General features: G+C 63.5%; 16 protein-coding genes. 3 read left to right on the top strand and 13 right to left on the bottom strand.

All coding sequences use genetic code 11. The features are described from left to right. Positions 1-41: 41 nt before the first annotated feature. The 7 genes from M3P27_02685 to M3P27_02715 all read right to left on the bottom strand — a co-directional run bounded on the left by M3P27_02685 (position 42) and on the right by M3P27_02715 (position 6,676). Positions 42-464 carry a F0F1 ATP synthase subunit epsilon gene (locus M3P27_02685; protein MDP9267215.1) on the bottom strand — a complete coding sequence of 141 codons (423 nt, stop codon included), beginning with the start codon at positions 462-464 and terminating at the stop codon, positions 42-44. 75 nt (positions 465-539) lie between these two features. Continuing rightward, on the bottom strand, positions 540-1,982 hold the full coding sequence (gene atpD, locus M3P27_02690) for a F0F1 ATP synthase subunit beta (GenBank protein MDP9267216.1): 1,443 nt from the start codon (positions 1,980-1,982) through the stop codon (positions 540-542). A 19-nt stretch (positions 1,983-2,001) separates the two neighbouring features. Next, on the bottom strand, positions 2,002-3,102 hold the full coding sequence (locus M3P27_02695; GenBank protein ID MDP9267217.1) for a F0F1 ATP synthase subunit gamma: 1,101 nt from the start codon (positions 3,100-3,102) through the stop codon (positions 2,002-2,004). Positions 3,103-3,175: 73 nt separating this feature from the next. Further along, positions 3,176-4,717, bottom strand: coding sequence for a F0F1 ATP synthase subunit alpha (gene atpA, locus M3P27_02700; protein MDP9267218.1), 1,542 nt, complete (start codon positions 4,715-4,717; stop codon positions 3,176-3,178). A gap of 74 nt (positions 4,718-4,791) precedes the next feature. Then, positions 4,792-5,346 (bottom strand): ATP synthase F1 subunit delta, encoded by a 555-nt coding sequence (atpH, locus tag M3P27_02705; GenBank protein ID MDP9267219.1) that lies wholly within the window; start codon positions 5,344-5,346, stop codon positions 4,792-4,794. Continuing rightward, the gene (locus tag M3P27_02710; protein MDP9267220.1) at positions 5,346-6,203 is read right to left on the bottom strand and encodes an ATP synthase F0 subunit B; all 858 of its coding nucleotides are present in this window, start codon (positions 6,201-6,203) and stop codon (positions 5,346-5,348) included. Before M3P27_02710 ends, atpH begins: the two co-directional genes overlap by 1 nt. Continuing rightward, positions 6,200-6,676, bottom strand: coding sequence for a hypothetical protein (locus tag M3P27_02715; protein ID MDP9267221.1), 477 nt, complete (start codon positions 6,674-6,676; stop codon positions 6,200-6,202). Before M3P27_02715 ends, M3P27_02710 begins: the two co-directional genes overlap by 4 nt. Positions 6,677-7,160: 484 nt before the next feature. Between M3P27_02715 and M3P27_02720 the strand changes: the two genes are divergently transcribed. Further along, a complete protein-coding gene (locus tag M3P27_02720) occupies positions 7,161-7,946 on the top strand; it encodes an alpha/beta hydrolase (protein ID MDP9267222.1) in 786 nt (261 codons plus the stop codon). On the opposite strand, the gene hflX is transcribed toward M3P27_02720, so the two are convergent. The 4 genes from hflX to M3P27_02740 all read right to left on the bottom strand — a co-directional run bounded on the left by hflX (position 7,943) and on the right by M3P27_02740 (position 14,324). Continuing rightward, complete coding sequence (gene hflX / locus M3P27_02725) at positions 7,943-9,289, bottom strand: GTPase HflX (protein MDP9267223.1); 1,347 nt, start codon at positions 9,287-9,289, stop codon at positions 7,943-7,945. The two genes, M3P27_02720 and hflX, sit on opposite strands and share 4 nt — an antisense overlap. A gap of 93 nt (positions 9,290-9,382) precedes the next feature. Beyond that, complete coding sequence (hfq, locus tag M3P27_02730; GenBank protein MDP9267224.1) at positions 9,383-9,673, bottom strand: RNA chaperone Hfq; 291 nt, start codon at positions 9,671-9,673, stop codon at positions 9,383-9,385. A gap of 194 nt (positions 9,674-9,867) precedes the next feature. Continuing rightward, positions 9,868-10,605, bottom strand: a complete 738-nt coding sequence (locus M3P27_02735; protein ID MDP9267225.1) for a urate hydroxylase PuuD — start codon at positions 10,603-10,605, stop codon at positions 9,868-9,870. 218 nt (positions 10,606-10,823) lie between these two features. Further along, complete coding sequence (locus M3P27_02740) at positions 10,824-14,324, bottom strand: TonB-dependent receptor (GenBank protein ID MDP9267226.1); 3,501 nt, start codon at positions 14,322-14,324, stop codon at positions 10,824-10,826. A gap of 325 nt (positions 14,325-14,649) precedes the next feature. Here M3P27_02740 and M3P27_02745 point away from each other — a divergent pair, with 325 nt between their 5' ends. Continuing rightward, entirely contained in the window at positions 14,650-14,982 is a 333-nt protein-coding gene (locus tag M3P27_02745; protein MDP9267227.1) for a DUF309 domain-containing protein, read from the top strand. 32 nt (positions 14,983-15,014) lie between these two features. Continuing rightward, a complete protein-coding gene (locus tag M3P27_02750) occupies positions 15,015-16,193 on the top strand; it encodes a DegT/DnrJ/EryC1/StrS family aminotransferase (GenBank protein ID MDP9267228.1) in 1,179 nt (392 codons plus the stop codon). A gap of 490 nt (positions 16,194-16,683) precedes the next feature. Here the strand turns inward: M3P27_02750 and M3P27_02755 are convergent, their stop codons facing one another. Then, the gene (locus M3P27_02755; GenBank protein ID MDP9267229.1) at positions 16,684-16,920 is read right to left on the bottom strand and encodes a hypothetical protein; all 237 of its coding nucleotides are present in this window, start codon (positions 16,918-16,920) and stop codon (positions 16,684-16,686) included. A 74-nt stretch (positions 16,921-16,994) separates the two neighbouring features. Next, entirely contained in the window at positions 16,995-18,068 is a 1,074-nt protein-coding gene (locus M3P27_02760; protein ID MDP9267230.1) for an SH3 domain-containing protein, read from the bottom strand. Positions 18,069-18,074 lie beyond the last annotated feature (6 nt).

Genomic DNA, 18,074 nt, shown 5'->3' on the forward strand with positions numbered 1-18,074 from the left:
GGCCTTTTTTGTTTTGGAATGGGATCCGCGGCCGGCGCCCTTTAGGCCTGAATGTAGCCGCGCTTCCCCGCCACCTGGATGCGGATGAGAGCGCGCTCGAGCGCGATGCCGGCGCGCTCGAAATCGGTGTCCGGATCGAGCGAGCGCAAGTGCTCCTCGGCGCGCTTCTTCTGCTGCTCGGCGCGCGCCACGTCGATGTCCGCGGCTTTTTCCGCGGTCTCGGCAAGGATGATCACCTTGTTGGGCAGCACCTCGGCGAATCCCCACGCGACCGCGAGATGCTCTTCCCCGCCGCCCGGCTTCTTGTAGCTGATCTCCCCCACGGCCAGCTCGGTGATCAGCGGTGCGTGTCCCGGCAAGATGCCGAGGTATCCCTTCTTGCCGGGGATCTGCGCCTCGGTGGCCGTCTCGCGCACCACGGCCTTCTCGGGCGTCACGATCTCGAGTTGAAAAGAATCTGCCATTGGTCTTTGGTCTTTGGTCTTTGGTCGTCGCCAGCCGTTTTTGCTAGCGACCAGGGACTAGCGACTAGCGACTTCCTACGCTGCCGCCTTCATCTTCTCCGCCGTCTCCAGCACTTCCTCGATCGCACCCTTCATGTAGAAGGCCTGCTCGGGGATATCGTCGTACTTACCCTCGATGATGCCCTTGAAGCTGCGCACGGTGTCGGCGACCTTCACGTACCGTCCCTTGATGCCGGTGAACTGCTCGGCAACGTGGAACGGCTGCGAAAGGAATTTCTGGATCTTGCGGGCACGCGTGACCATGAGCTTGTCTTCTTCGGAAAGCTCGTCGATGCCGAGGATGGCGATGATGTCCTGCAAATCCTTGTAGCGTTGCAGCACGCGCTTCACGCCCTGCGCCACGTCGTAATGCTCCTGGCCGACGATGCGCGGATCCAGGATGCGCGAGGTCGAAGCCAGCGGGTCAACGGCTGGGTAGATGCCGATCTCGGTCAGCGGACGCGACAACACCGTGGTCGCGTCGAGGTGAGCGAAAGTCGTGGCCGGCGCCGGATCGGTCAGATCGTCGGCGGGCACGTAGATGGCCTGCACCGAAGTCACCGAACCTTTCTTGGTCGAAGTGATGCGCTCCTGCAACTCGCCCATCTCGGTGGCGAGGTTGGGCTGGTATCCCACCGCGCTCGGCATGCGGCCGAGCAGCGCGGACACCTCCGAACCTGCCTGGGTGAAGCGAAAGATATTGTCGATGAAGAGCAGCGTGTCCGCGCCTTCTTCGTCGCGGAAGTATTCCGCGACGGTCAGGCCGGTGAGCGCGACTCGCAAACGCGCCCCGGGCGGCTCCGTCATCTGTCCGTAGACCAGCGCGGCCTTTGAATTCTTCCAGTCGCCGGGCTTGATCACTCCCGACTCCGTCATCTCCAGCCACAAATCGTTGCCTTCGCGCGTGCGCTCGCCCACGCCGGCGAACACGCTGAATCCGCCGTGGTTCTTGGCGACGTTGTTGATGAGCTCCATGATCACGACCGTCTTGCCGACACCCGCGCCGCCGAACAATCCGATCTTGCCACCCCTCAAGAACGGCTGGATGAGATCGACGACCTTCACGCCCGTCTCGAACATCTCGGCGCTGGTCGCTTGCTCGTCAAACGCGGGCGCGAGACGGTGGATGGGCAGCCGCTTCTTCGTGCCGATGGGACCAAGGTTGTCCACTGGCTCGCCGATCACGTTCATCACGCGCCCCAGCGTCTCCTTGCCCACGGGCACCGAGATCGGCCCGGCCTGGTCGATGGCTTTCATGCCGCGCACCATGCCGTCGGTGGGCTGCATCGCGACGCAGCGCACGCGGCCTTCGCCGAGATGCTGCTGCACTTCCAGGACCACGTCGATGGGTGAAGGCACGGTAAAGCCTTCGCTGACCACGCGCACCGCCTCGTAGATGGGCGGAAGTTTCCCTTCCGGGAATTGCACGTCGACCGCCGGTCCGGAGATCTGGATCACTCTGCCAACATTCTCTGCCATAAATCCCTCAGTTTCCGTCCTACAGCGCCGCTGCTCCTGAAACGATCTCGATGATCTCTTTCGTGATCTTTGCTTGTCGCGCCCGGTTCATCACCAGGGTGAGCGAATCGATCATGTCGCTGGCGTTGTTGGTCGCCGAATCCATAGCCGTCATGCGTGCGGCGTGTTCGGCCGCGATCGATTCGAGCAGCGCGCGGAACACCTGCACCACCACGTACTTGGGCAGCAAGCTGCGGAAGAGTTCGTCGGGCGTCTGCTCGTAGATGTAGTCCACCTGCGCGGTCGCGAAGGTGGCGGCGGCACGGTCCATGTCGGTGGTGTCGGCTTTGTGGACGCTCACGCCGGCGCGTTCGGCTGCTTCAGCCGCACGCTCGCGCTGCTCGCGCGACATCTCGTCCGTCTGCTGCGAGCCGGTGACACCGATCTCTTCGACGGGCAAGACCTCTTCCACCACCAGGCGCTGCGAGATCACGCTCTTGAACTCGTTGAACGCGACGTAGACGGAATCGATCTCTTCTTTGGTGTAGCGCTCGATGACCCAGTCGGTCAGCTCGGCAGCGTGCCGGTATTCCAGCTTGTTGAGGATGCCCACGTGCTCCGCGGTGAGATACACGCCGGGCGGAACCCGTTCGCCTTGTTCCACGCTGCCGGCCTGGGCATCTTGCATGGATCCGCCGATCTTGAGTTCTTTCTGGGTCGTTTTAGGCAGCGGGCTGTAACGGCGCTTGAAGAAATCGCGCCCCTTGCGTCCCACGGCCACGATCTCGACCGTCTTGCCGGCCTTCGACTCAAGGAAGCGCGCTGCGGCCTTCAGGATGTTGGTGTTGAACGCGCCTGCCAACCCCTTTTCGCCGGTCACCACGATGAGCAGGATGTTCCGCTCCGGACGCCGCGCCAGCAGCGGATGCTTCGCTACGCCCGTCTCCGGATCGTAGACCTCGGCGCGCGAGACCAATGACTTCAGCACGTTGGTCAACATCTGCGCGTACGGACGCGCTGCGAGCGCGCGCTCCTGCGCGCGGCGCAGGCGTGCCGCCGAGACCATCTGCATGGCCTTGGTGATCTGCCGCGTGTTGCGCACACTGCGGATACGCCGCCGGATGTCGAGAATGTTCGCCATGACTCCAGTTTCCAGTTTCGAGTTTCACAGTTTCGAGGGCACGAAGGTGAAACCCGAAACTTGAAACTCGTTCCTATGCTTTTGCCGCGACCGCCGACTGCTTCTCTGTCAGGAATCTCTGCTTGTAGTCGTCCAGCAGCTTCTTCATCTCGGTCTTGAGCGCATCGTCGAGCGTCTTCTTCTCCATGATCGAATTGAGCAGCCCGGCATTCATCGTGTCCACGTACTGATAAAGGCCTTTCTCGAACGGACGCACATCTTCGACCGCGAGGTCGTCGAGATATCCATTGGTGCCGGCAAAGATCACCAGGATCTGCTTGGAGAACGGCAGCGGCTCGTACTGGCCTTGCTTCAGCACCTCCACCAGACGCTGGCCGCGATTGAGCTGCGCCTGCGTCGCTTTATCGAGGTCGGAGCCGAACTGCGCGAACGCGGCCAGCTCGCGATACTGTGCGAGCTCCAGCTTCAACGTGCCCGCGACCTGACGCATGGCTTTGATCTGCGCGCTGCCGCCGACGCGGCTGACAGAGAGTCCCACGTTCACCGCGGGACGGATGCCGGAGTTGAACAAGTCGGTCTCGAGGTAGATCTGGCCGTCGGTGATGGAGATGACGTTGGTCGGGATGTAAGCAGAAACGTCGCCCGCTTGCGTCTCGATCACGGGCAGCGCGGTGAGCGAGCCGCCGCCATTCTTGTCCGAGAGTTTCGACGCGCGCTCGAGCAGGCGCGAGTGCAGGTAGAACACGTCGCCCGGATACGCTTCGCGTCCCGGCGGACGGCGCAGCAGGAGCGAGATCTCGCGGTAGGAAGCGGCGTGCTTCGAGAGATCGTCGTAGATGCAGAGCGCGTGCCGTTTGGAATCGCGGAAGTATTCGCCGATCGCGGTCGCCGAGTAAGGTGAGATGTACTGCATCGGGGCAGGCTCGGAAGCAGAAGCCGCGACCACGACGGTGTATTCCATCGCGCCCGCGTCTTCGAGGATCTTCACCACCTGCGCGATGGACGAGCGTTTTTGCCCGATCGCGTTGTAGATGCAGATCAAGTTGTTGCCGCGCGAGTTGATGATGGTATCGAGCGCCACGGCGGTCTTGCCCGTCTGGCGGTCGCCGATGATCAGCTCGCGCTGTCCGCGCCCGATCGGGATCATCGAATCGATGGCCTTCAGGCCGGTGGCCATCGGCTCGCGCACCGGCTGGCGGTCGATCACGCCCGGCGCGATGCGCTCGACGGGAAGGAACTCGGTCGTCGCGATGGGACCCTTGTCGTCGATGGGCTGGCCCAGCGAGTTGACCACGCGGCCGATCATGGCGTCGCCCACGGGGACGCTCATGATGCGTCCAGTGCGCTTGACCTGGTCGCCTTCCTTGATCTCGGTGTACTCACCGAGCAGCACGGAGCCGACCTGGTCTTCTTCCAGGTTCATGGCGATGCCGGCCACGTCGTGCGGGAATTGGAGCAGCTCGCCGGCCATGACCTTGTCGAGCCCGTGGACGCGCGCGATACCATCGCCCAGGGAGATGACCGTGCCAACTTCATCGACCGAGACTTTCGATTCGTAATTCTCGATCTGCTCGCGGATTATCTTTGTGATCTCGTCTGCTTTGATTCCAGCCATGTTTTCCGATCCCTACCGCGCTGAGCGCGGATATTCGCGAATGACGTGCGCGACGATGTATGCGGATCCCAACTTCAACTTGCCGATAGTGCTTCCTTCAAGCGCTGCAACTGCCCTTTGACCGAGCCATCATAGATGGTGCTGCCGATGCGGATGACGGCGCCGCCCAGGATGTGTTGGTCGGTCGCGTAACGTGCCTGCACTTTCTTGCCGGTAAGCTTGGCGAGCTGCGCCTCGAGCATCTGCTTTTCTTCCGGACCGAGCTCGCGGACGGTGGTGACCTCGGCTTCCGCGATCCCCAGCCGCGCCAGCAGCTCGCTGCGGAACTGGCGCGCGACCTCGGGCAGCGCAGCGACGCGGCGGTTATCGATCAAGACGGCAACGAAGTTGCGCACCATCTTGTCTGCGACCGCGTTCTCCGACTTCAGATTCTTCACCAGCGCGTCGAGCACCCTGCGCTTCTGCTCGGCCGGGACGGACGGATTCTCCCAGACGTTGCGCAACTGCGGCGTGGAGCTCAGCGCCCCGGCGAGCGCGTCGAGCTGTTCCATCACCTTCGCGGAGTCGAGTTTGCGTTCGACGACCACGTCGGCGAGCGCGCGCGCGTAGCGGCTGGTCACGGCGGCCATTACGACTTGCCTTCCGCGGCCCGATTTTCGGCAGCCCGATTTTCAGCTGAAAGTCCATCCGCGAAGCCCCTTACCAGCTCCTGGTCGGCCTGGGGCGTGACTTGGATCTTCTTCTCCGCCAGGCCGATGGCCAGCTCCGCGGTGTAGCGCTTGAGTTCGGCGCGCGCCACCTTGGCGGCGGTCAAGATCTCCTGCTCGGCGGCGGCGACCACCTTCAAACGGTCTTCTTCCGCGGCGGCGCGCAGGCGCTGTTCCTCGGCGGCAGCATCGTGCTCGCTCGCCGCGCGCAACTCGGCGATCTCGACATCGAGACGCGCGAGCCGCGATTCGATCTCGGCGAGGCGCCGGTTCGCGTTCTCGCTCGCCGCGCGCGCTTCTTCCAATTGCTTGCGGATCGCCGCGGTGCGCTCGCGAAAGTGGATGGGCGCACTCTTCTTGATCGCCCACCCGATGAATCCGGCCACGATGAGGAAATTGATAGAGATGGCCAGCCAGTAGGCGGCATCCGCGCTCAGTCCGGTGTGCCGTGCCAGCCACTGCACTGATGCGGAGTACTTGAACTGCGCCTCTTCGTCTTCTTCTTTGCCTTCGCCGTGCTCCGCTGTCTTGCCCGTTTCCGCTTCCTTCGAGGCTTCGACCAGCTCTTTGTCGGTCGAAGGCTCGCTCGTCGAGGGACCCGGGTGCGCCGGCGCGGGCGTCGCGGCGGGCTGGGCTGGTGACGAAGACGGTGACGAAGCCGGGGGAGCGGGCGAAGCCGGCGTCGCATGCTGCTGGGCCAGTCCGAGCGGCGCGGACATCAGCGCGAGCGCGAAGGCCAAGAGCGTGATGGCGCGCAGCGTGATGGCACGCGAACTCAACGGGCACCGCCTGCGGCCGGCGCCCGCCGACCTGGCGGCGCGAGCACGGCGCGGACGATCTCCGCGGCCAGCTTCTCGCTCTCCGAGGCGAGCGTGGCGCGCGCCGTCTGCATGTCTTTCTCGATGGCGGCCCGGGCTTCCTTCACCTTGGCGTCGGCGGCAGCCTTCGCGTCCGCGATGGTAGCGGCGCGCGCTTCCAAGAGCTGCTTGCGGCGCGCTTCCTGGATCTTGTAGAGCGCCATCTTGGCCTCGCGCAACCGGTTCTCGTATTCGGCCGTCTTCGCTTCCGCGGCGGCGAGGTCGGCCTTCGCCTTCTGCACCGCGCCCTCGGTGCGCGCCCGGCGCTCGCCCAGCACCGCGACCAGCTTGTCGTGCAGGATCAGCTTGTACAGCACCATCAGCGTGATCAGCAGGATCACCGTGGGGACGGCGCCGAGCAGTAATCCGCCTAGCTGTGAAAGGATCTTTTCCATGCTGTAGCTGCTGAATAGGAGACGAGAAAAGTGCCCTGCAAACTCTCAAAACTAACAAAGGAAAGGGGATGTGTCAACGCAGCGATATCCAGCATTCATGCGGGCCGGAAAGCGGTTTCGCGCGGTGCCTCCGGCGCCAAAGTACCCCTTAGAGAAATCGAGCAGGTACGCTCGAGTTGACTTGACACTGCGCACCGAAGGGACGACCATATACGTATCACCTCCGATCCGATTCAGGATCGAATGGGCCGGTAGCCAAAGAATCGTCACCGCTCTTTGGCAGTCGGCCCATTTTGACTTTTCGCGGCGGCTAGTAGCCACTAGAGTTCCCTCGCTGCGCTCGGGATTTCGCCTGCGGGCTCCCGGTCGGCGAGGCGACCTCACGCCCGCAAACCGGCTCAACTTTGGCAGTCGGCCCATTTTGCTTTTTTGGGATTCTCCCAGATCGGGGAACCCTCGGGACTCCGGCTACGTCCCTCGACCTATGCGACGCTGGCTACGCGTGACCCTCTACTTCATCACCGGCTTCTACATCGTCTTCGCGCTGGTGGCGTTTTTCCTCGCCGACCAGATGATGTTCTACCCGCGCCCTTCCAGCTACCGCGAGGATGCGAAGATCATGACGCTGCGGACCGCAGACGGGAAGGCGATCGCCGCCATGTATCTGCCGAACCCGCAGGCAAAGTTCACCATCCTGTACAGCCACGGGAACGCCGAGGACATCGGCGACCTCGAGCCATTGTTCCAGCAACTGCACGATGCCGGTTTCGCTGTCTTTGGGTACGACTACGAAGGCTATGGGACGAGTGAAGGAAGGCCGAGCGAGAGGGCTACCTATGCGGACATTGACGCCGCCTACGCTTTTCTGACGCAAACTCAGCGGATGCCGCCAGCACGCGTCATTGTGTTTGGCCGCTCGGTCGGCAGCGGCCCGGCAATCGATCTTGCAGCACGCCAGCCGGTCGGCGGACTGATCATCCAGAGCGGCTTCACCAGCGCGTTCCGAGTGCTGACCCGGGTGCCGCTGCTGCCCTTCGATAAGTTCCGCAACCTCTACAAGCTCAAGCAGGTGAGATGCCCGGTGCTGGTGATGCACGGCAAGCGCGATGGCGTGATCCCGTTCCATCACGGCAAACGCCTTTTCGAAGCCGCTCCCGGCCCGAAGTGGTCGCTTTGGGTGGATGCCGCCGGCCACAACGATTTCGAATGGCAGGCGCGCAATCGCTACCTACCCGCCATCCACGATTTCGCGTCGCACCTGGCAGACTAACGGCGGAACGCATCCAGCCGGCGCAGCAGCGATTCCGGCGCTTCGACCTCGAGGTTCACCATCCCACCCTTATACGTCCGCGCGAGGATGCGCGCGCCGGCTTCCAGCATCGACAAGGTCTTGCCTTCGCGCTGCGGCACGCGCAGGCGCGCGCGAGTGATGGGATCGGATTCGAGCATCGCGTCGATGCGCGCCCGCAAAGCCGGCACCCCTGTCCCCTCGACGGCGGAGACGTGGACCGTCTTCGGGTCATCGTGCAACTCGGCACGCTCGTCCTCGGGCAGCAGGTCGATCTTGTTGACCACGAGCAGGCGCGGCTTGCCGAGCGCGTCCAACTCGCCCAGCACCTTCTCGACTTCCGCGGCGTGTTCGCGCGCGGTGGGCGAAGTGGCGTCGGCAACGTGCAGCACGATGGCGGCGCGCTGCACCTCTTCGAGCGTGGCGCGAAAGGCGGTGACCAGCGTGTGCGGCAGGTTGCGGATGAATCCCACCGTATCGGAGAGCAACACGCGCCGCTTCGAGGGCAGCGTGATCGAGCGGATGGTGGGATCGAGCGTGGCGAACATCTTCGAACTCGCCAGCACGCCCGCCCGGGTAAGCGCGTTGAACAGGGTGGACTTCCCTGCATTGGTGTAGCCCACGAGCGCGATGGTCTCCATCGGAGCGCCTTCGCGGCGCTGGCGCTGCTGCGCGCGCACTCGCCGCACCTTCTCCACCTGCTGCTGGATGCCGCGGATGCGTCGCGCGATCTTGCGGCGATCGGTCTCGAGCTGCGTCTCGCCGGGTCCGCGCGTCCCGATGCCGCCGCCCAGCTGCGACATCTCGCTGCCGCGCCCCGCCAGCCGCGGCATCAGATATTCGAGCTGCGCCAGCTCGACCTGGAGCTGGCCTTCGCGCGTGCGGGCGTGGCGAGCGAAGATATCGAGGATGAGCTGCGTCCGGTCGATCACGCGCAGGTCGAGCTCCGCCTCCACGTTGCGCTGCTGCGAGGGCGAGAGGTCGTGATCGAAGAGGATGAGGTCGGCGTCCGCCATCGCCGCCGCGCCCTTGATCTCTTCCAGCTTGCCGCGTCCGATGAGCGTAGCCGGGTCGGGTCTATCGCGCGCCTGCAGCACCTCGCCCACGACTTCGGCGCCGGCGCTCCCGGCCAGCTCGCGCAATTCGGCAAGTGACTCGTCGGCGCTGAAGGCGAACAGCTCTTCCTTTTTCTGGGTGGTCGCAGGGGTGTTGGCGGGTTGGGCGGAAGCTCGCGCCTGCTCGGCAACGCGCGAGGGTTTGCGCCGCTTGTAATCGATGCCCACAAGGAACGCACGCTCCGGCGGCGCTCCGGCCTCGCGTGCCACGCCGGACGCGGCGCGCTTGGAACGCGCCGCGGGCGAAGCATCCCGCGCGCTCGACGGCCGCTTGCGTCCCGGTCCCGGACCTGGGGGAATCGGCTACGCCTCCGTGCCGGTCGGTTGCGCCGGTGGCGTGGCGGACATCGCGCTGACTGCTGTTGGCTTCGGCTCCGCGCTGTGCGGCGTCTTGCCCATCACCACCGTCGAGATGGCGTGCTTGAAGATGAGCTGTTCCTGGTTGTTCGTCTCCAGCACGACCGAATATTTATCGAACGAGCGGATGCGGCCGGTGAGCTTCACTCCGCTCAGCAGATAGATGGTGATGTTGGTCTTGTCTTTGCGGGCGTTGTTGAGGAAAGAATCCTGGATGTTCTGCGCCGGCTTATCCATCGCCGATCTCCTTTGGGGACGTTCTCTACCGCGCCGTCCACTGAAAAATCCCGAACCGGGGGACGGACCACTTGACCGGATTACGATAAGGCACGGCGGCAGGCTTTTCAAGGCGGTGGCCTCCGAAGCCCGATTCCAGCGCATAAAAAAAGGCCACGGCGCTCGCCGTGGCTTTCTTCGTTTCCCTTGCCGCGCTACTTGAAGGGGTAGTGACTGGCGGCGGCCATAAAGAAGAGCATCGGGATGGAGAGCCACGCGTTCGTGCGCGAAGCGAGGAACGCCTGCCGCGCAAGCGCGGCGGCGTCCGCCGGCGGCGTGCCGGCGAGGGTCCCGTTGATGATCTTCTTGTTGTTCCGCCAGATGATCCCCCAAACGTTGAGCATCATCACCAGGCCGTAGCCGCCGCCGATGCCGATGGCGAGCATGCGAGAGCTCACCCAGTCGGCGTCCGTCAGCGTGACATAACCCCAGGTGCCGAGTCCGATCAGTACAGCCGCGATGATGGCGTATACCGGGCCCTTGTTTATCGCGGGCATCGCAGGCGCCCGCGACACGATCAGAAACTCGACCACCCAAACCGCCACCCAGATGAGCAAGAACATGCCGATCGCGCCCCAGGGGCTGACGTTAGCGTTATGCGCGTCGGCCGCGACGATGGTTTGCGCCCAATACCAGAAGCCAGCCACCACCGTGACGACCGCGCTCCAGCGGAACCACCACATCGCGGGCAAGGTGAGGTTCTTGAAGACGTTGGGCTTGGCAGCGGCGTCCACATTCTTCATGAACGGGACGTTGATCAGGTTGAAGAAGTAGAGCAACCCGATCCAGGTGATGCCGCCCAGGAAGTGGATCCAGCGCAGGACTATCTGGAGGTTTTCGGTATTGGTGTGCGTGGGCATGACCAACAGGGCCAGCAGATCTGCGAGGTGCATAGTTCCTCCGCGCGACTTTCCCCTGTGCCTCGGGGGTATTGCAGCCAGGAGCAGAAGGCCGTTTGCAACCGTCGAGTATAGCGGAACGGCGCCGTAGCAAGTCAGCTTTGGTGAACGAGGGACGGGACTCAGGGACGGGACTCAGGGGCGAGACACAAAAAAATCAGGGGAGCCTTTCGGCTCCCCTGAAGTCAGTAGAACCACCTTACGGGATCAAGTTAGAAGATCAGCTTGACACCGAGCTGGATGTTGCGACGCTCGTCGGAGGCGGTCGAACCGAAACCGCCGCGCTTCGCGATCACGTCCAGGGTCCCGCCTTCGACATCGAGCGAGCTGCCCTGCACATACAGGTTGGAGTGGTTCATCATGTTGTAGAACTCCCCGCGGAGCTGGAGTCCGATGCGCTCGGTGATCTTGAGGTTCTTGTAGAGACCGAGATCGACGTTCCAGAAGCCGGGAGTACGCAAGGTGTTGCGTCCGATCATCGTAGACGGGAACGGGCAACCGTTGATCGCACCCTCACCCACGCCGCAGATACCCCACTCGCTGGTGCCGGCGACCGGGTTGAAGTAGTTGGTGAAAGCAGCCGGATCAAGATGCACGTACGTCCAGGTATTGCCACCGCTATCGACCGCAACGTCATGCGCACCGTAGGGTATGGTCGCGCTATCCAGCGCCGCATCCCACCGCATGCAAACGTTGAAGTTGGTGTTAAAGCAGTCATACAGTGTGTACGGGTTGCCCGACTGTACGCTGACGATCGGCGCGAACGTCCAGCCGCTGAGGATGTTCTTCTTCCACCAGTTCTGGTCGTTCTTGAACCACGGCGTATCCCACGTTCCGCTCATGACCCAGCGATGCCGGATGTCGAAGGAGGCATCGCCCTTGTCATCTTTCGGTCTCGCGAAGTTCAGCAGACCCAGGTTGCAGCAGTCCTGGTTGAACTCCGAGAACGTGGAGCTGGTGTTGTCGATCGCGTGCGACCAGGTGTAGTTGCTCACGAAGCTGAGGCCCGAGTTGAGCAGGTTGTTGGTCTGCACCCGGAGGTTCAACCCGCCGTAGAAGGAGAAGCCCTGCTGGCCGCGCTGGTTGATATTGCTGAACTGGTCATTCAGCCGGCGCAGCGCGCAAGGTCCGAGGCCCAAGCAGCTACCCGAAGCCAGGAACTGGTCGGCCGGGTTGTCGCCCAGGTAAAGCGCTCCCGCGCCCTGCCGGTTCGGGTTGGTGATGGTGTACTGCTTCACACCCTTCGAGCCCGAGTATTCCAGGGCAACCACGGTGTTCTTGGCAATCTCACGCTCCAGAGCCATGCTCCAGAAGTAGTTGTAGGCGGTCTGCATGTCCTGGATCGGAGCACGCAGACTGGTCTTCGGTATGTTCTTGGTACCTACGCCGCCGGCCAAGGGTCCCAGATTGTCGTTCCCAACCAGGCAGGGCTTGCAACCCGGGTCACCGGTGGAGATCGCGATCACGCCGTAGTTCGGCGGGTTCTGGATCACGTTGAAGGTGACGTTGCCGAAGTTGCGTTCATAGGCCATGCCGACGCCACCGCGGAGCGAGGTCTTGCCGTTTCCGAAGATGTCCCAGGCAAAGCCGAGGCGCGGCGCCCAGTTGTTGTAGTCCGGGGTCCACAGGCCGCCGACCGGGTTGCCCGCGGAGTTAGACCTGAACACGCTGCCGTTGCGGACCTGCTCCCAGTAGTTCGCACCCGATCCCAGGAAGAAGTTCGAGTCGAAGCTGGGATCGTTGTTGTGCTGCACGCCGTAGTACTCCCAGCGCACGCCCAGGTTCAGGGTAAAGCGCGGGAATAGCTTCCACGAATCCTGCCCGTAGAAGGCAAAGTCGTGGTAGCGGTTCGCACGGTCGAAACGCGGCTGCGAAGCCGGCAGCGAGATCTGGCAATACGGGCCAACGATGGGCGTACCAAACGCGTTGGTCCTGCAGGGCAACTTGCCTTGCGGATTGACCGCGGTTTGGAAGGTGCGCAGCGTACCCGTCGCGAAGCCGGTCTGGGTGTTGCCCGAGTTCGAACCCAGTGCCTCGCCGGAGGTCTCGTACGCGCCGAACACGCGGTTATCGCGCGTGTGGACGTACTGACCGCCGAAGCGGAACTGGTGCTTGCCCAGGGTCCAGCTCAAGTCCTGGTAGAACTGGTACAGGTTCTGCGGGCCACCGAACGGGATGCCGCTACCCGGCGTCGTCGGCAGGTAACCCGGCAGTTCGACGTTCACGCCGCTGAATGCCTGGTTGCCGCTGGCGCGCGAGTAGAGCGTCGGCTGCGGCGGGCCATTCAGAGGCTGCACTTGGTTCAGGCGGTTGAAGACTACCTTCGACTGGCTGACCACGCTCGGACTCCAGATGTGGGTCACGTTCCAGAGGAAGTTGTTGTTGTAGACGTTCGTGCCGGTGTCATAGCCAACATACGCACTGGAGCCTACGGTGCCAGCGAAGAAGTTCTGGCTCTGCAATGCATAGCGCCAGTACATCTGCGTCTTGTCGGTCCAGTTGAAGTCGACGCGGGCAACGGTCTGGTACTCGTTGCGCGGCCCGCCGCCGCCGGAATCGGACGGCACGTTGTAGTTGATGCGGTCATACAATACGCCGCCACCCGGACAGGACGCCGGGACGCTGCAGGGAACGAGACGCGTCTCGGTCGTGATCAAGCCAGGCTTCAGCGTGCCGTACGTGCTGTAGAAGCTCTGCATCCTGGCGCAAGCCGCCGCCGCGGTATCACCCACCGCCGAGCTGGCGTGGAAGTTCGCGCAGTTCGCGATGAACCCCGGATCGACCACCCAGGCGCTGGTGTTGCCGTTGCTGCGGACGCGGATCCATTCGGTCGAACTGAAGAAGAACAGTTTGTCCTTCACCACCGGCCCGCCGACCGAGTAACCGAACTGGTTGCGCACGAAGTTCGGCTTGGAGACGCCGTTGGCGTTGTTGTCGTAGGTGTTGGAGGAGAGGCCCGCGCCACGGTAGAACTCGTACACCGTGCCGTGGAAGGCGTTCGTGCCGCTCTTGGTCGAGACGTTCACGATGCCGCCGGAAGCGCGGCCGTATTCCGCCGAGAAGTTGCTGGTGATCACGCGGAACTCGCCGATCGAATCGAGCGGGGTCAGCTGACCGATCGTGGCGGTGAACTGGTCCACGTTCTGGCCGCCATCCAGCAGGATGTCCGTCGAGGCATCGCGCGTGCCGTTGATGTTGACGCCCACGCCGCGGCCCGGCGAATAGCCAGAGGAACTCACGTTCCCGGCGATCCCCACCAGGGAGTATGCGTTACGGGTAAGGGTTGGCAGCTCGGTGATCTGCTGCCCGCTGACGACGGTGGAGAGCTGCTGCGTCTGCGTCTCAACCTGCACGCCGCCTTCGCCCGTGACCTCGACCGTGGTCGATCCGCCGGTGATGGCCAGCGGGACGTCGACGGTGTTGCGCGAGCCGACGGATACGTCGAGTTTCTTCGACGAGGACGAGAAGTTCGCCGCCTCGACCTTTACTTCATATGGGCCAGGCTGCAGGTTGGTGAACGTGTACAGGCCGTTGCTGTTCGTGGTGGTGGTGCGCGCGGCGTTGGTGGACGAACTCTTGATCGTCACCTTCGCGCCCGCGACTACCGCCCCTTGCGGGTCGGTCACCGTCCCGAACACTGAACCCGTCTCAGCCTGGCCAAAAGCCAGACCGCAGAACAGAGCCAGCACGGCGAGGATGCTGGTAAATCGCATCTTGCCACTCATTCTGATTCTCCTTGTAGTTCTTGGGAACATTAAGAAACCGTGAAACTGAAGAGGTCCTGCGATGAGTATCAAAGCAACCCGCTGGCCAAATCTAATAGGCAATGTTTTCATAGTCTTACGGGCACACGTCGACCGCTTTGCTGTGGTTTTCAGTAGCCGAAATCGGGGTAAGTTACGTAATTCCATATAAGTGTTGCTTTCCACGCCTGAACCTCATTTGCCGCCGCCTCACCCCCAAAATAAAGTCGCTCGCCCCAGCGCAAGCCGCGGCACGCGCTCATGGCACAATGTTCAATAGTTCCAACGCCTCACCATGCCCGACGCCACCTTCGAACGCGGGATCGCGCTCTTCAACCGCCGGGAATTCTTCGACGCCCACGAGGTGCTCGAAGACTTGTGGCGCGTTGCGGAAGGGCCAGATAAGCGCTTTCTGCAAGGGCTCATCCAGATCGCCGTTGGGTTCCACCACCTCTCTACCGGGAACACCATCGGGGCGCGCTCGCTGCTCGGTCGCGGCGGGGAAAAGTTGCGCGGGCTGCCAGCAGTGCAGGACGGCATCGACGTCGCCGCGGTGCGAACGGCGCTCACCGCCTGGCTGGCGCACCTCGAGGGGGAAGCACCACAACCGCCATTCCCGCGGCTCTGAGGGGCTTGCCCGGTGGTAGAATCGGCAATCCCATGAAGGCGGCAGGCACCTCCGGAGCGGTCAGCGCGGTGGCACAGTCTGTCCCGCTGCTGGATCTGAAGCGGCAGTACGCGCAGATCCGGGAAGAGGTGCGCGCGGCCATCGATCGCGTTTGCGAGTCGCAGCACTTCATCTTCGGTCCCGAGCTCGAAGCCTTCGAGCGGGGAGCGGCGGAGTTCACCGGCACGGCCGCGTGTGTAGGCTGCGCTTCCGGCACCGACGCAATCTGGCTCGCGCTCGTCGCATGTGGCGTGGAGCCCGGCCAGGAAGTGCTCACCACACCGTTCAGCTTCTTCGCCACCATCAGCTCGATCGTGCGCGCGGGCGCGCGCGCCGTGCTGGTTGACGTGGACCCGGAAACGCTCAACCTTGACGCTGCCAAAGTCGAGGCCTGTTTCCGCGAATCGTTCTCTCCCAAGCTCAAGGCGATGCTGCCGGTACATCTGTTCGGCCAGTGCGCCGACATGGACGCGCTCGCGCGCGTGGCGCAAGAGCGCAAGCTGGTGATGGTGGAAGACGCCGCGCAAGCCTTCGGCGCCGCGTGGCGCGGGCGCCGCGCCGGCTCGCTCGGCATGGCCGCCGCGTTCAGCTTTTATCCCACCAAGAACCTAAGCGCCTTTGGCGATGGCGGTTGCGTCACGACCAATGATCCTGCGGTCGCCGACCGCTTGCGCCGGCTGCGCAACCATGGCAGCAGCGTCCGCTACTACCACGAGGAGATCGGCGGGAACTCGCGCCTGGACGCCATCCAGGCGGCGGTGCTGAGCGTGAAACTTCGCCACATCGAGCGCTGGAATGAAGCGCGGCGGCAGCGCGCGGGAGTCTATGACCGGCTGCTCGCCCAGGCTGGACTGACCGGCGGAGCGCAAGCGCCGCTTCGGCTGTTGCGCACCGCGCCCGAGGCTCACCACATCTTCCATCAGTACGTGGTGCGAAGCGCAAAGCGCGACGAGCTGCGCAAGTTCCTCAGCGGCCGCGGCGTCGGTACCGAGATCTATTATCCAGTGCCGCTGCACCGCCAGGAGCCACTGCGCTATTTCGGATACGGCGAAGGCTCGTTCCCGGAATCCGAACGCGCTGCCCGCGAGGTGCTGGCGCTGCCTATGTTCGCCGAACTCACCGACACCGAACAGCAATACGTGGTCGAGAGCATCGCGGCGTTCTTCTCTTAACGTCTTGGCTCGCAGGTCTTGGCTCGCAGGTCTTGGCTCGTAGGTCTTCGCGCGGGCTACGCCGCCGCTACGCTGATCTCGCGCGCGTTTCGCGCATAGCGACGATAGCGGGCGGCATCGCGCCGCAGCCGGACTTCTTCTTCGCTGCCGCGCATCGCGTCGGCCGCCATCTTGCAATATCCCAGCCGGAAGAGCGCATACGCCAGCAGGTAGTGCGGGAGGCGCGCTTCCGCGTCGTCGCCGGTGCGACGGCGATATTCCGCCAGCAGAGACCCACCTTCGAGACCCTCGCAACTACGCTCGCAGCCGCCGGCTCAGCATCGGCGAGCGCGCACTCCAGCTTGCCGGCGCGCAGCAGCGCGGCGAGCAACGCCTCCTGGTCACCAGACGCACGGGCGCAGCGACACGACTCCACCAATTGTTCGAGGAGCGGACGGAGGGCGGCCCTTCTTCCGCCATCGCGGAAGACGAGCATGCGTGCCCTTTGGGACTAGGCGGCGGGAGGTTCTTTCTTCTTGCGCGCAGCCCGCGGCGAACGCGCCACGTCGCCATCCTTGTCGATGAAATACAGGAAGTTGTTGTCGCGCTCGACCGCGTTCGGAACGAGGATCTCGGTCTCTCCCTCACCCGACTTGGCCTTCTGCGCTACGTTGCCCGCGCCATCGATGAAGTACAGATACTTCTTGTAATCGCGCTGAAGGTTCAGCTGCTTTACTTTTTCCGCCATAGTTCCCTCGCTCAAAGTTGGATTCCCGTGGGCCCGTTTCCGATGCATGGACTTGATGGTTTAACAACTGGCGCCTAACGGCGGCGCCGCTTTGCGGCCGGCCTCGCCCGAGCCGGCTCCTCGCCCGGCGCGAGCACACGCCGCACCATCACGCCGTTCAACTTGTACTTGCGTTCGATGAGCTTGTCGTCATCGCCCCGCACCCGCAGCACGAACACGGGAAGCTTCCCTTCCTTGCCGAGATCTTCCGTGCCCACGCGGATGGGCAGCTCGCCGGCAAGGTTGCGTTCACGATACGCCGTCTCGTAATGGTTGCGCTTCGCGTTCCAGGTAAAGACGCGAATCTGGCTGAAGTCGTCTGCCAGGCCGTCTTTGGGCACGCTGAGCGCGAGCAGGTACTGCGGCACGCGCTTGCCTTCGTCCTCCACTTCGTTGAGCACGAAAAAGCCAATGATGCGCTGGCCCTCGGCGTACTGCGCCACTTCCATCGGCGCGTCGAGGTCGACCATGCGCCCGAGCACCCAGCCGACGCGGCCTTCGGAGGCGCGCACCAGCCGCCAGTCTTCTACGATCGGCGGCGAAATGTTTGCGGCCGGATCTTTTGTCGCGCCGGCAGCATTCTCCTTCGCCGCGTCCTTCTTTCCTGCATCGTTCTTTGCCGCCGCATCCTTGGTTGCGGCGCGTGACGCTGTCTTCTCCGCGATCGCGCGCACGAGCACTTCGACCTTTTCGCCCTCGTTGATCAGATAAAGATGGTCGGTCTCGCGCCCGGGCTCAACATGCAGGTTGGTGTCGTGGCGGACAGTGGCTTTGCCTTGCGAGGGCGCGCGCAGATTGGTGTTGGCCAGGCGCTGCGCGGCGGCATAGACCTGGGGCTCGGCCAGGTAGCGCTGTTCGACCCAGCCTTCTTCGTTGCGCTCGGTGCGCACCTTCACGAAGCGCTTCTGCTTGTCGAGCACGACAAGCTTCTCGCCGTTCTTCGCCGTGCCTACCTTGTTGTAGACCGCGGCGACACGGTCGCGCAGCATCACCTGGGGCGCCGCCACGTACGCCAGTTCTCTGTTCTCTTCAGCCTGCTTGCCGCAACCCGCCGCGACAACCAACCCGCACAGCGCGACCAAGAAGCGAGCTTGGACCGATACCTTCATCCCGTG

Source organism: Acidobacteriota bacterium (assembly GCA_030774055.1).
Classification (GTDB): domain Bacteria; phylum Acidobacteriota; class Terriglobia; order Terriglobales; family Acidobacteriaceae; genus JACPNR01.

Excerpts from the sequence above, each read along its gene's own strand:
- M3P27_02685 (MDP9267215.1), bottom strand. The coding sequence starts at position 464 with ATGGCAGATTCTTTTCAACTCGAGATCGTGACGCCCGAGAAGGCCGTG.
- atpD (MDP9267216.1), bottom strand. The coding sequence starts at position 1,982 with ATGGCAGAGAATGTTGGCAGAGTGATCCAGATCTCCGGACCGGCGGTC.
- M3P27_02695 (MDP9267217.1), bottom strand. The coding sequence starts at position 3,102 with ATGGCGAACATTCTCGACATCCGGCGGCGTATCCGCAGTGTGCGCAAC.
- atpA (MDP9267218.1), bottom strand. The coding sequence starts at position 4,717 with ATGGCTGGAATCAAAGCAGACGAGATCACAAAGATAATCCGCGAGCAG.
- atpH (MDP9267219.1), bottom strand. The coding sequence starts at position 5,346 with ATGGCCGCCGTGACCAGCCGCTACGCGCGCGCGCTCGCCGACGTGGTC.
- M3P27_02715 (MDP9267221.1), bottom strand. The coding sequence starts at position 6,676 with ATGGAAAAGATCCTTTCACAGCTAGGCGGATTACTGCTCGGCGCCGTC.
- M3P27_02720 (MDP9267222.1), top strand. The coding sequence starts at position 7,161 with ATGCGACGCTGGCTACGCGTGACCCTCTACTTCATCACCGGCTTCTAC.
- hfq (MDP9267224.1), bottom strand. The coding sequence starts at position 9,673 with ATGGATAAGCCGGCGCAGAACATCCAGGATTCTTTCCTCAACAACGCC.
- M3P27_02735 (MDP9267225.1), bottom strand. The coding sequence starts at position 10,605 with ATGCACCTCGCAGATCTGCTGGCCCTGTTGGTCATGCCCACGCACACC.
- M3P27_02740 (MDP9267226.1), bottom strand. The coding sequence starts at position 14,324 with ATGCGATTTACCAGCATCCTCGCCGTGCTGGCTCTGTTCTGCGGTCTG.
- M3P27_02745 (MDP9267227.1), top strand. The coding sequence starts at position 14,650 with ATGCCCGACGCCACCTTCGAACGCGGGATCGCGCTCTTCAACCGCCGG.
- M3P27_02750 (MDP9267228.1), top strand. The coding sequence starts at position 15,015 with ATGAAGGCGGCAGGCACCTCCGGAGCGGTCAGCGCGGTGGCACAGTCT.
- M3P27_02755 (MDP9267229.1), bottom strand. The coding sequence starts at position 16,920 with ATGGCGGAAAAAGTAAAGCAGCTGAACCTTCAGCGCGATTACAAGAAG.
- M3P27_02760 (MDP9267230.1), bottom strand. The coding sequence starts at position 18,068 with ATGAAGGTATCGGTCCAAGCTCGCTTCTTGGTCGCGCTGTGCGGGTTG.